We start from the raw sequence: 12,663 nt of genomic DNA, 5'->3' as shown, positions 1-12,663 counted from the left end.
TTTGTATTTCTATATATAACTAAGATGTATAGCTTCAGTTACAGCTATTGAATTAAACTTGTTGAACTTTGATCAGGTTTGTATTACCGGATTGACCGATTGGAACACCAGCGGACAATACAATGATGTCACCTTTTTCAATGTAACCTGTTTTGATTGCGTTACGCGTAGCAGACTCGAACATTTCATCCGTAGTGGTTACTTTGTCGCCCATAACCGGAATGACACCGGAGAGCAGGCAGATTTTCGCCAATACTTCTTCATGTTGTGTAACTGCGATGATTGGCGCTTTTGGACGATATTTGGAGATCATGCGTGCTGTGAATCCACTCTCAGTCGAAGTGATGATTGCTTTTGCATTCAGTACGAGGGAAGAACTTACAGCGCCCTGACTGATAACTTCAGTAATATCAGCGATCTGTTGAGCCGATTTTTGTGCGAATTGCTCTTTGTAATCGATCATTGTTTCAGCACGACGAGCAACAGCAGCCATTGTACGTACGGATTGTACCGGATATTTACCAGCAGCTGATTCACCAGACAACATCACAACGTCAGCACCTTGAAGTACAGCGTTAGCTACGTCACTTACCTCGGAACGAGTAGGACGCGGATTTACTTGCATGGACTCCAGCATGTGTGTAGCTACGATAACCGGTTTACCAGCGCGGTTACATTTATCGATCATTTCTTTTTGCATCATCGGCACGTCTTCGATGGGTACTTCAACCCCGAGATCTCCACGAGCTACCATGATACCGTCAGATGCTTCAATAATATCGTCCAGGTTAGTCATACCTTCCTGGTTTTCAATTTTGGAGATGATCTGTACGTGGTCTACACCGCGTTCTTTCAAAATGCTGCGGATTTCACGGATGTCATCGCCTTTACGAACAAAGGATGCTGCGATAATTTCGATATCGTTTTCGATCCCAAATCCGATGTGCATAACGTCACGCTCGGTTACACCTGGCAATGTCGTTTTGATTCCTGGCAAGTTAACCCCTTTGCGTGGTTTCAGAATGCCGCCACTGATGATTTTACAATGGATATCGGATCCTTCCACAGACAGTACAGTCAGATCCACAAGGCCATCATCGATGAGGATACGATCGCCAGGTTTCACAACGAGGTTCAGTTCTGGATAGTTTACCGAGATACGCTCAGCGTCACCAAGAATTTCTTCGGTAGTCAGGATCAGCTCTTTACCCGCTTGCAGATGGCAGGATGCTTCTTTCAGTTTACCGATACGTACTTCCGGCCCTTTGATATCCATCATGATCGGTACATAGGTGTTCAGTTCGGAAGCTGCTTTACGGATATTGTTAATCCGTGTCACGTGATCTTCCAGTTCGCCATGAGCCATGTTCAGACGGGCAACGGTCATACCTTCCTGAATCATTACTTTTAACAATTCGATTGAGTCACAAGCAGGTCCCATGGTACAAATAATTTTTGTTTTTAACATGCTAATTTCCTCCTCATATTTAAGCTTATATGTGTATTGTAGCGTTTTCTGTCGAATCAGGGTATGAACTATAGTACAATGATTAGAGTATAGTCCGATAATGAGGTGTGTTATGGTCACTCCACTTGAAGTACGACATATTAATGGTGTCGGTTGGTACGAAGAAGCTGTGCAATCTCAAGAAACTTGGCGGCTTAGCTTGGTTACTTATGGAAAATGTGTATATTGGGTGAACGGTGATAAACAGATCATGGAAAAGGGTGAATTGCTCCTCATTCCAGGTGGTACCCCATATTACGGCAAGAGTATTCCTACAGTAACGCACACACAGATTGTAATTCAACTGCAACGCGACCATACGGAAACTCTGCCTGCACTGGAACGGTATGAGGCTTTGCGGCATAAACCTGGATGTTACGAGCTGATCCATCAACGCATGAGCGCTATTTATCAACAATGGCAGGAGCGTCCGTCTTATTATGTCATGATGAGCCAAGCCTTATTGATGGAAGTGTTGATTTATATGAACAGGGAGCTTGATCGTGGAGTTATCCCGCCGGAGAGGCATAATCATGTTGAACGGATGAAGCGGTATATTGAGCGGCATTATCGGGAGAAAGTAACGAAGGAAGAACTCGGGGATGAGATCAATAAAACTCCCAATTATGCTGCTGCATTATTCAAAAGCATGACAAATCAGACCATCAGTCAATATGTCCATGATCAACGGATGAAACGAGCCATATATTTGCTCACTGAGTCACAACTCTCCATCCAGGAAATTGCCGAATTTCTCGGCTACCGGGATCTGTCTTATTTTTACCGCATATTCAAACGTATAACCGGAAGTCCACCGTCTGACCTTCTTCATGAACGGCCACCTATAGCATGAAACGCGTAGTCCAACCCAAATAAAGTTCTTCTATATAAGTAGGTTTAATTAAATGAGTACAAAAAAAGAGGGCCTATGCCCTCTTTTGCTGTATAACAGGATCATCATCCCACCTGTTACATATATAAATGTCATTATACATGACTGCTTGGATTAGAAGCTGTGAGTGGCTGCTTGCCTTTTTTTCGTGCCTGCCCAAGACGAAGAGCAAAGACATGTACAGTCCAATACGCGGCCTCAGCAAACAAAATGCCTCCTGCGATGTCCAGCAAGGAATGCTGTTTTACAAACACCGTCGAAGCAATAATCAACCACAGCCATACCGACCAAGAAATCCGTGCCAAAGGCTTAAAGTTCAAGTGTCTGTTGATCACAATAAACAGCAAGTAGCTGGTCAGAACGTGAACACTTGGGAAACAGTTGAAGGGCGCATCATTAGTATAGATAAACTGTACTAACACGCTGCTCAGATCGGTTCCGCCGACCTCCGGGCGCGGGACATGGGTAGGGAACACCGCAAAACAGACATTGGCAGCCAAGACACCAACATTATAGGTAATCAACGTACGCCAGAATAGCGACTTGTTCGTCAGACCCAAATAGAGAAATCCAAGATACAGAATGGGCATCCAGCTAATGTACGGATAAATAAATTCTTTGAGAAAAGGAATCTGCGTGTCAATCCAAGCATAATTGTAAAATACATCACTTCCGGTGTTGCTGCCTAGAAATACGTAAATGGAGCCTTGGAGCGGTATGCACAGAATAGCCAGTAAATGCCCCCAGCGCTGAAAGAATGCTTTCATAGTATCCCCCTGATTTCATTATGCATTGTGAAGCTATCGTTAATTGGTACTTCATAGATATATGACGTTGAAAAGTCGCGACACCCCTGCAGCATTGAACTCTTGTAATACTATAATGGACAGATAAAGGTATAAGCCATACCTGATTTTAGGGGAAAAGAAGTCAAGATAAGTCTCTTTTTTGTTACTTTTATAGTTTTATCCATAATAGGGATATTCAATATACGGATGATGTGATACAACTATATTGGCATATAAATTCATATGACAACGAAAAAAAGCAAATGAAACGAGGTAGGGAAATGTATGATTAATCCGCAATCCAAGCCAAAACATTCCTTTTCCGAGCGCAAACCTGTGCTCACCGTTGTAATTATTGAGCTGCTTCTCCTGTTAGCCGTATTTGCAGCAGGGGCCATTGCAACGATAAAACAACTGGACTACACTTCCCCTGTACTCATTTCCTTTACACCCATCGCAATTGTTCTGATGACCTATCTGACGTTAAGGCGCAAATGGGGAGAGACTGGATTCCGATCTTTACGAAGTATCCCAGCTGGCCACGCAAAGTATTATATTCCACTACTCCTTGTACTGGGTACACTTGCCCTGAAAGGATTTGAGGAGCTGAGCTTGTCACGGCTAGCCTTTTTCATCTTTTTTACCTTGCTCGTAGCTTTTGTTGAGGAAACGATCTATCGTGGGCTTATTTTCAAGACCTTGCTTCAAAAAAGTGCAGTGGCCGCAGTTGTGACCTCAAGCATATTGTTTTCGATTACACATCTGTTGAACGCATTGTCTGGTCAGGATATGACGGATACGATCATGCAATTGATCTATGCGCTGCTCCTGGGAGCTGTACTGGCGTTATTGATGCTGAAGAACGGAAATATCATACCGCTTATATTGTTTCATTTCATACATAATCTGATTCAATTTTTAGGGAATGATCTGGAGGATACAGGTACACTTCCTTACGATCTGTTAATACTGGCAGTACTGATTGCTTACTGTGCATGGTTAGTGTGGAGCATTCGAACAAATTCGTCTATTCCATCCAAAGGGAGTGAGCAAGCGAATACGGTTGTTCATTAAGGCTATTGCGGGTATTGCTTGAAAGTAGTTATCATACAGTTTCCCGTCAGCAGTTGGATCATGGTATACTTCAGTCTGGCGGGAAGACAGATATGTTCATGATACGAGGTCTGCCTATCCGTACATTAAGTTTAGACAGTAGGTGATATAGTGGAGAAGACAGCACAAGGTGTAGCAGAATGGATGGTACAGGAGATTAAATTCACAGGAACACTTCATCAGGAAGCTGCCATAGAATATGTGAAGACCCATTTTGGGGAAGAGTTTGTTTTTGTGAACGAGAACGGCAATACGTCATTGTCCAAAGAAGTGAAGAAAGCTTTCCGAAAGCTTCATCGTGGGCAGATCGCCTGGGATCGGGATGCATTTATGTGGGCATGGACATAGTGTGTTAAACTGGAGTAAGATGATTCATTGGTTGTGTTGGATATGCATGTCAGAATATTATATAAAAATGTATAAGATGGATTAGATCTGCATATCCTTTCATAAGACCGTACACAAGCGACCAGGCACATAAGTGTGATAAACCCTGGCCCCACGCGTGTTAATAACATGTATTTCCAAAGCTGTTTGAAAAGAAAATACAAAGATTTGCTTTTTGGCTGAATTGGAGTTATAATAAAAACAAGTTGTAGAGAGTGGAAAACCTAATTCATATATTGTAAAGGGAGATCACTTATAGGTTTATGACTGGTACCTTTTTCAATGTGTGAATTTTTATTTGCTTGCTGCAAAGAACAAAGGAACATGTTAATCTTTATTTGGAGGTGTAATTCACATGCAAAACGGAACAGTAAAATGGTTCAACGCTGATAAAGGCTTCGGTTTCATCGAAGTTGAAGGCGGAGAAGATGTATTCGTACACTTCAGCGCTATTACAGGCGAAGGCTTCAAAACGCTGGACGAAGGTCAACGCGTGCAATTTAAAATTGTACAAGGAAACCGTGGTCCTCAAGCAGAAGAAGTTGTAAAACTGTAATTAAAGCATAGCTGCCTTTAACATGTTATAATGGTAAAGGCAGCTTCTTTTTTTTGATCAGTTATATAAAAGTCGACCCATTAGTTGTCGAGGCAGAAGTTCGGTGGGACGTGAAACTTCCGCTAAGTGTAGGCTTCTGTGAAATAACGTCGGTTAGATGTTTTTCCATAACAAAGGGGGTAGAAGTCATGTATAATCGCAAAAAACCGTTGGAAGAGATTCCACAAGCTGATGCGGCAATCTGGGAATGTACGAGTGATACGTGCAAAGGATGGATGCGGGACAATTTTGCGTTTGATAACGTACCTACTTGTCCGATATGTGCTTCTGAGATGGTCAGCACGACTAGGATGCTACCATTGCTTGAGAATTCGAATAGTAATCTGAAAACGATGCCTAAAGGAAATCGGATTTAACATAGCTTACCCGCCTCTAACGAGGTGTTTTTTTTTAAGATCAAATTGACACCCTGTGCGAAGGTAAGGGTATTAAATATGAAGTTCCCGGCATTCGTTTTAGCGAATGCCTTTTTTTGTATCATTTTTTAACAGAAAATATAATGTAAATGAAGGGAATCACATGAAAAAAATAAAGACCCTTTTTGCTTATAGCAAAAAGGGTCTTTATTATGACTACAATTTTACCGCTATCAGATTTGAGTTTTAAATGAACAGGAATGGCAGCAAAAACAGAGTTGCTACCAGAGCCAGTTCGATCCCTGCTCCTGCTCCATAGCCATAACCGCGACCGTATCCATATCGACCGTAGGCTGAAGATTTAACTTTTTTTGATGCAACAGCGTTTTTCTTGCTGCTTTTTACCAGCTGTTGTTTGGACTTGACTGAACATAGACGTGGTCCCTCGAAACATCCGTTCAAATAAACTTTGCCATCACGACATTGACTAAGTGTACCATACATATGCTTACCGTCTTTCATAACGAGACAAACGGAACGTCCAACGTGCGGAGAAACCGTTTCTTCACATACCCGATTAATTCTGTACATGCAAATCCTCCTCATTAGATGCGGTTGCCGCTTGAATTCAACGGTTTGTATATCATAGTAAAAAGAAGACCAATTGGTATGGACGAGTACCCGGGAAATCGAATAGGGAGGAGCCGTTTTTGAGTTTATTCCATACACTGGGAGGAGTGAGGAGGGGATGTCGCGTGGATTATCATGACATGCTGGCTCGGTTAGGGGAGGGGAGTGCCCATCCCGGAGGTTTTTTGGCAACGCTGAAGTTGCTGGAGAGTTTATCTCTGCCTGTGGATAGTCATATCCTTGAGATAGGGTGTGGCACTGGGAGGACTGCGTGTTACCTGGCTAAAAGGGGTTATCAAGTAACGGCCATTGATCTTAATCGCCAGATGCTGGATAAGGCCGTTCGGCGAGCAAGACGAGAACGGGTGGATGTTCGATTTGTTCAGGCTGATGTAGCATCGTTGCCTTTCCCGGAAAATCATTTTGATATGGTATTCGTGGAGTCGGTTACGATCTTTACTCCATGGCGGAGTGCACTAACTGAGTATAGAAGAGTGTTGAAGCCCGCTGGACTTTTGGTGGATCGGGAGATGGTTCTATCAGGCCAAAAGACCGAATTGATGTGTCGCAGGTTAAAGCAATTTTACGGTATACGAACTCTGGTGACGGCCACAGCATGGAGAAAACGCCTCAAGCAGTGTGGTTTCACCAAGGTAGAGGTCAAGGAACATTCGCGATCCATGGGAAAATGGGGCGTTGATCATGATCAACATCGTGAGATCGATATGAATTGGTTTGAAGATGAACGTATGCAGCGAATGAGTCAAACCAATGATCGGTTGCTCGCGAAATACGGCAAAAAGTTGGGGTATGCTGTTTTTGAAGCAAGGGCACCGTTGGAGGTCAAAAAAGAAAAATAGGAAAAGACAACTCACACATTAGTGTGGGTTGTCCTTGTTTTGTTTCGACAGAAGGTACTACAGCATATCGTTGTCGATAATCCGCCAGTGGTGTTTGAGCAGGGCTTCCAGTTGGTTCTTATCTTTGGCTCGAAAAGCACTTAAAATTTGCCGGTGCTCTTCATTAACTTCGAGCAGTACCTCAGATAGCTTTGGTTTATTATCACTAACATACGACTGCCGGATGAAACTGTTCTTCAATGTGTTTAACATCTCAATGACTGTGGCGTTACCACATCGCTGAATGTACAGATTATGGAACTGATATTGGTTCTTGTTGTAGGCAGCAAGATCAAGCTGGCTAATATCTTCGTCCATTCGAACAACGAGAGTTTCCATCTCCAAAAGTTCAGATGGTCTGAGATGGTCTGCTGCAAGTGTAGCAGCAAGTGCCTCCAGCACACCGATCGCTTGGGAGAACTCCAGTTTTTTGCCTGCATCAAAAGGAGTGACTATAAATCCCCTGCGTGGGATGTATTGCAGCAGATTGTCTGAAGCCAGCTGGAAAAGGGCCTCCCGAGTAGGCGTGCGACTGATGTCCAGCTTTTTGCATATTTCGGCCTCGTTGATCTTCTGGTTGGGAAGTAACGTCCCGTCCTGAATCTTCTGGGCAATGTAATCGTATACGTGGTCTTTCAAGGATCGGTATTTGGGTACCTCCATACCGAATCCTCCTTTCTATGTATAGTGAATAAATAGATGGGTTTAAGGCCGTACTGTACGCGCCGTTCAGGAGTTTCAAGTTTTTATCATCTTAACACCGAGGGGGGAGTTGGGCAAGCAAACTTCATGTTTCAGCCGATGTAAATGCTGTGTTATATATAGCACATTTTATGGAATTAAAGCGTATAAATGTTTAAATAATGATTGTGATAAACCAGAATGTTTGTTAGTATTACTTACATATAAGTCCATATATTGTCTTATGTATATTGTATACAAATTATTGTGCTACTCATTCAAAAAAAGAATAGGGGTATGATGTGTGAAAAAAGTACTGTTGCCAATGATGCTGTTGTTAGTGGTTGTATTCATGTCCGCATGTGGGCAGGAAAAAACGACAGAGACCGGATCAGACGCTACTTCGTCTTCGGGCAGTAGCTCTGCGGAAAAGGAAGTAATTGTACTTGGAACCAGTGCGGACTATGCACCCTATGAATTTCATAAGAAAATCGATGGTAAAGATACCATTGTAGGTTTTGACATCGAGATTGCGAAAGCAATTGCGGCTGATCTGGGAGCCGAGCTGAAGATTGAGGACATGGACTTTGATGGCCTTCTTATGGCCCTCGGTACAGATAAGGTTGATTTTGTAATATCAGGCTTAACCCCTACCGAGGAACGAAAGAAGAACGTTGATTTTACGCATATCTACTATTATGCAGAGCAGGCTGTACTTGTTAGAGAAGGGGAAGATACGGCATTAAAGTCCATAGATGATCTATCAGGCAAGCAGGTTGGCGTACAAAAGAGTTCCATCCAGGAAGGGATTGCTCAGGAAATAGAGGGAGCAAAGCTCACTTCTCTGGCCAAAATACCTGAGCTGATTCTGGAATTGCAGACGGGGCGTGTAGACGCACTCATTCTGGAGAAGCCGGTGGCTGAACAGTATGTGAAGAACCAAGAGGGGCTTGTTGTTGCGAATGTAGAGATTGAACAGGCTGAAGATGAGGGTGGTTCGGCCATCGCGGTGAAGAAAGGTAATCAGAAGCTGCTGGATCAGATCAACACTACATTGGAAAAGCTCAAAACGAACGGAGATATTGAACGGTTCGTCGTTGAAGCGAATGAGATGCTCGGCGAATAAACCGGACGAGTGAGGGATATGCCGTGAATTTAGATTTTTCCTTTCTATTAGAACATTGGCAGGATTATGCACGAAGTGCGTGGGTCACGCTGGAACTTTCCTTCTTCGGTGTATTGTTTGGTACGTTACTTGGTGTGATCATGGCATTAATGCGAATATCCCGAATATGGCCAATTAAATTTGTGGCTTCGGCGTATATTGAACTCATTCGAGGAACACCGATGCTGGTACAGATTCTTATTATTCATTATGGTCTGACGGTTGTAGGTGTGAACTTGCCGGCATTTATGTCGGGGGTGGTAGCTCTGACGATGAATAGCTCGGCTTATATGGCGGAGGTGTTCAGGGCCGGGATTCAAGCGATTGATAAAGGACAGACAGAGGCTTCGCGCTCCCTTGGTATGACACATGGTATGACACTTCGCTATATTATACTGCCGCAGGCTTTTCGTAACATGCTTCCAGCCATCGGTAATGAATTCATTATTATCATTAAAGATTCTTCTCTTGTCTCCATGATCGGCATAGCCGAGATTATATACACGGCCAGAACAATTCAGGGTGTTACGTTCCAGCCGCTTGCTCCGCTGCTTGTTGCCGCCGGCCTCTATTTTATAATCACATTTACACTGGCTAATTTACTCTCTTGGCTGGAACGGAAACTGTCTACTTCCCGATAACTATTGATAAAGGATTCGATTCGAGAAAGGTTTGGAGTAGGCTGGAGTGGAAATGGCGGGATGTAGTCGTAAATGGCGATGGTATCGCATACATTGTTATTGTATTTTGTATACAATATTTTGGAAAGGTGTTGGGTGTGTATGTCAGATTCCAAAATGTTAATGGATTGGTCGGAGCGTTATGCTGCACCTAATTATCATCCGCTCCCTATTGTTATTGAACAGGCGGAAGGGGTATGGGTGCAAGACCCTGAAGGCCGCCGTTATATGGATATGTTAAGTGCATACTCTGCATTGAATCATGGTCATAGACATCCTGTTATCATACAGGCGCTCAAGGATCAGGCAGATCAGGTCACGCTGACCTCAAGGGCATTCCACAGCAGCTCCGCTTCTCTTTTTTATCAGAAACTCTCACAATTCACGGGCAAATCCAAGATTCTTGCCATGAATACAGGAGCTGAAGCGGTGGAGACTGCGGTAAAGGCAGTACGTAGATGGGCTTATCGTTGCAAAGGTGTACCGGAGAATCAAGCCGAAATTATCGTATGTTCTGGTAACTTTCATGGAAGAACTCTGACGGTTACTTCCTTTTCCTCTTCAGCGGAGTATAAAAAAGATTTTGGGCCGTTCACACCTGGATTCCGGATTATTCCCTATGGAGATATAGAAGCGCTGAAAAAGGCCGTTACGCCAAATACGGCTGGTTTTCTTGTAGAGCCTATTCAGGGCGAAGCTGGAATTGTTATCCCGCCTGATGGATATTTGGCTGAAGCCTTTGCTCTGTGTAAGAGCCAGCAGGTGTTGACTGTAGCTGATGAGATCCAGACCGGATTTGGAAGAACGGGTCGCCGTTTTGCCTCCGACTGGGAAGGGGTTGAACCAGATATCTGGATTATGGGTAAAGCGCTGGGGGGAGGGGTCATGCCCATCTCGGCTATTGCTGCTGATGCGGAGATACTTGATTTGTTTGAGCCGGGGTCTCATGGTTCTACGTTTGGGGGTAACCCACTCGCCTGCGCCGTGGCTATAGCAGCTCTGAAAGTTCTTGAAGATGAGAAGCTTGCCGAGCGATCGGAGCGTCTGGGGAACTATTTTATGAAAAGACTTCGAGATATTCGCAGTTCAGCCATACGGGATATTCGGGGGAAAGGCTTATTTATTGGTGTTGAACTGAATGAACCAGCCCGTCCTTATTGTGAGCGTTTGATGTCTACTGGACTGCTGTGCAAAGAAACTCATGAGACAACCATTCGATTTGCTCCACCACTGACGATTAAAGAGTCCGAGATTGACTGGGCACTGGAGAGAATTGAGCAGGTATTGATCAACAATGAGGGAGCTGACCTACATGAAAAATGATGATGATGTCCATGGTGGAATAAAAGATACTTCTATTGATACAAATCAAACATCTGTGCAACGTAATATTGCTATCATTAAGGTTCCTTTTGGACTCGGTGGAGCAAGAGGTGGAGCGGAGTTGGGGCCTGATGAATTGATTACAGCTGGACTGAAGCGGGAGATTGCGAGTCTTGGGCTAGTGCTTTCCAAAGAAGTGCGGGTAGATTGTCCTTCTGAACCTGCTGCCCCTATTGAGCGAAATCGTGTAAAACACTTAAATGAGGTACGTCAGGTCAGTGAGAAGGTGTGTAGTGAAGTATCAGGTGCAGTAGAGGAGGGAGCTTTTCCACTTGTGCTTGGGGGAGATCATAGTGTAGCGATTGGTACTTTTGCCGGGCTAACAGCGCACTATTCGAATTTGGGTGTGATCTGGTTTGATGCACATGCAGACTTGAATACGGAAGAACGGAGCTTGTCCGGTAATATGCATGGTATGAGTGTGGCTGCATCCTTGGGGCACACTGCATTCAATCTGTCGCACATTGCTGGAGCAGGCGCGTTTATTAATCCATCCAACTTGGTCTATATTGGTCTGCGTGATCTGGATGACTATGAGAAAGAGCAGATTAAGGGACTGGGAATCCGAGCATTTACGATGCATGATATTGACCGGATGGGAATACAGCAAGTTATTGAGGAAGCAATAGCTACAGCGGGTAAAGGGACAGATGGTATTCATGTCAGCTTTGACATGGATTGTCTGGATCCGCGGGAAGCTCCGGGTGTGGGCACCCCAGTACCGGGTGGTTTGAATTATCGAGAGGCACATTATGCATTGGAGATACTTGCTTCCACAAATCAAGTTACGTCGATGGAACTGGTTGAGGTGAATCCGTTGTTTGACCACAATAGACATACGGCAAGGCTTGGTGTGGAACTGATCGCTTCGTTACTTGGTAAGCGCATATTGTAAGCACTGAGAAGTGAAGCGGAGTGTGCAAGCTTTGCCTAAGGAATATAATTTCTTATCTATTATAGAAGGAAAGAAAACTGAGATCTTCGAAAACCAGGGCTAGTCACAATCAATTGTTCACTGCAATCGCAGTGGAAGTGGCTTCCCTGGTTATGTTTAATGGATAAGTATATTAGAAGCGTCGTAATGAGGATGCGGAGAGTTATTTCTATAGTACAGGAGCGTCAGATTACATATTGTGCTGATGATGTGGGTTGATTATCATTTTTGAAAAAAGACTTGCAATTGAAATCTGTACATGATATATTCTAATTCCGGCCAAGAAAACACGGTTTACACGGTGCGGCAAGCAAATGAAATAAGCTTCGAAAGAAACTTAAAAAAAGAGCTTGCAAAGTTGGTTCGGACATGATATTATATAAGAGTTGCTGAAGAGAAAGACATTCGGTAACGAAATAAGTTTGATCTTTGAAAACTGAACAACGAGTGAGTAAACATTCTGCTTGCAGAATGAACGCGAAAGTTTGAAACAAGCCTTGGCTTGAATCGACTGGAGCACAAATGAGATTTTTAATCTCGTCAGATTCAAAATGAGCTTATCGCTCTTTTCAATACTTTATTGGAGAGTTTGATCCTGGCTCAGGACGAACGCTGGCGGCATGCCTAATACA

14 protein-coding genes are annotated in these 12,663 nt (G+C 43.7%); 10 read left to right on the top strand and 4 right to left on the bottom strand.

What is annotated here, in order from left to right; translation table 11 throughout:
• Nucleotides 1–52: 52 nt before the first annotated feature.
• Nucleotides 53–1,468, bottom strand: a complete 1,416-nt coding sequence (gene pyk, locus BLS69_RS31600) for a pyruvate kinase (protein ID WP_062838171.1) — start codon at nucleotides 1,466–1,468, stop codon at nucleotides 53–55.
• A 112-nt stretch (nucleotides 1,469–1,580) separates the two neighbouring features.
• Between pyk and BLS69_RS31595 the strand changes: the two genes are divergently transcribed.
• Nucleotides 1,581–2,360, top strand: coding sequence for a helix-turn-helix transcriptional regulator (locus BLS69_RS31595; protein ID WP_036607966.1), 780 nt, complete (start codon nucleotides 1,581–1,583; stop codon nucleotides 2,358–2,360).
• Nucleotides 2,361–2,494: 134 nt separating this feature from the next.
• Here the strand turns inward: BLS69_RS31595 and BLS69_RS31590 are convergent, their stop codons facing one another.
• The gene (locus BLS69_RS31590; protein ID WP_091039271.1) at nucleotides 2,495–3,166 is read right to left on the bottom strand and encodes a phosphatase PAP2 family protein; all 672 of its coding nucleotides are present in this window, start codon (nucleotides 3,164–3,166) and stop codon (nucleotides 2,495–2,497) included.
• 306 nt (nucleotides 3,167–3,472) lie between these two features.
• On the opposite strand from BLS69_RS31590, the gene BLS69_RS31585 reads away from it, so the two are divergent.
• The 4 genes from BLS69_RS31585 to BLS69_RS31570 all read left to right on the top strand — a co-directional run bounded on the left by BLS69_RS31585 (nucleotide 3,473) and on the right by BLS69_RS31570 (nucleotide 5,659).
• On the top strand, nucleotides 3,473–4,261 hold the full coding sequence (locus tag BLS69_RS31585; RefSeq protein WP_091039270.1) for a CPBP family intramembrane glutamic endopeptidase: 789 nt from the start codon (nucleotides 3,473–3,475) through the stop codon (nucleotides 4,259–4,261).
• Between the two features lie 150 nt (nucleotides 4,262–4,411).
• Nucleotides 4,412–4,648 carry a DUF6953 family protein gene (locus BLS69_RS31580; RefSeq protein WP_036607962.1) on the top strand — a complete coding sequence of 79 codons (237 nt, stop codon included), beginning with the start codon at nucleotides 4,412–4,414 and terminating at the stop codon, nucleotides 4,646–4,648.
• 394 nt (nucleotides 4,649–5,042) lie between these two features.
• Nucleotides 5,043–5,243 (top strand): cold-shock protein, encoded by a 201-nt coding sequence (locus tag BLS69_RS31575; RefSeq protein ID WP_024633772.1) that lies wholly within the window; start codon nucleotides 5,043–5,045, stop codon nucleotides 5,241–5,243.
• Between the two features lie 188 nt (nucleotides 5,244–5,431).
• A complete protein-coding gene (locus BLS69_RS31570) occupies nucleotides 5,432–5,659 on the top strand; it encodes a cold-shock protein (RefSeq protein WP_017691121.1) in 228 nt (75 codons plus the stop codon).
• A gap of 246 nt (nucleotides 5,660–5,905) precedes the next feature.
• Here the strand turns inward: BLS69_RS31570 and BLS69_RS31565 are convergent, their stop codons facing one another.
• A complete protein-coding gene (locus BLS69_RS31565) occupies nucleotides 5,906–6,250 on the bottom strand; it encodes a hypothetical protein (RefSeq protein WP_091039268.1) in 345 nt (114 codons plus the stop codon).
• Nucleotides 6,251–6,414: 164 nt separating this feature from the next.
• Between BLS69_RS31565 and BLS69_RS31560 the strand changes: the two genes are divergently transcribed.
• Nucleotides 6,415–7,149 (top strand): class I SAM-dependent methyltransferase, encoded by a 735-nt coding sequence (locus BLS69_RS31560; RefSeq protein WP_091039266.1) that lies wholly within the window; start codon nucleotides 6,415–6,417, stop codon nucleotides 7,147–7,149.
• 57 nt (nucleotides 7,150–7,206) lie between these two features.
• Here BLS69_RS31560 and BLS69_RS31555 read toward each other — a convergent pair whose 3' ends face one another.
• On the bottom strand, nucleotides 7,207–7,851 hold the full coding sequence (locus BLS69_RS31555; protein ID WP_036671927.1) for a GntR family transcriptional regulator: 645 nt from the start codon (nucleotides 7,849–7,851) through the stop codon (nucleotides 7,207–7,209).
• A 322-nt stretch (nucleotides 7,852–8,173) separates the two neighbouring features.
• On the opposite strand from BLS69_RS31555, the gene BLS69_RS31550 reads away from it, so the two are divergent.
• From BLS69_RS31550 to rocF, 4 genes are all read left to right on the top strand, one after another.
• The gene (locus tag BLS69_RS31550; RefSeq protein WP_091039264.1) at nucleotides 8,174–8,995 is read left to right on the top strand and encodes a transporter substrate-binding domain-containing protein; all 822 of its coding nucleotides are present in this window, start codon (nucleotides 8,174–8,176) and stop codon (nucleotides 8,993–8,995) included.
• Nucleotides 8,996–9,018: 23 nt separating this feature from the next.
• Nucleotides 9,019–9,675 carry an amino acid ABC transporter permease gene (locus BLS69_RS31545; protein ID WP_091039262.1) on the top strand — a complete coding sequence of 219 codons (657 nt, stop codon included), beginning with the start codon at nucleotides 9,019–9,021 and terminating at the stop codon, nucleotides 9,673–9,675.
• A gap of 141 nt (nucleotides 9,676–9,816) precedes the next feature.
• On the top strand, nucleotides 9,817–11,037 hold the full coding sequence (locus BLS69_RS31540) for an ornithine--oxo-acid transaminase (protein ID WP_091039260.1): 1,221 nt from the start codon (nucleotides 9,817–9,819) through the stop codon (nucleotides 11,035–11,037).
• Nucleotides 11,027–11,992, top strand: coding sequence for an arginase (gene rocF, locus BLS69_RS31535; protein WP_091039258.1), 966 nt, complete (start codon nucleotides 11,027–11,029; stop codon nucleotides 11,990–11,992). Before BLS69_RS31540 ends, rocF begins: the two co-directional genes overlap by 11 nt.
• The last annotated feature ends 671 nt before the right edge of the window (nucleotides 11,993–12,663 follow it).

The sequence above is a fragment of the Paenibacillus sp. CF095 genome (genome assembly GCF_900101225.1).
Classification (GTDB): domain Bacteria; phylum Bacillota; class Bacilli; order Paenibacillales; family Paenibacillaceae; genus Paenibacillus.
This window is presented reverse-complemented; position numbering and strand designations above follow the sequence as displayed.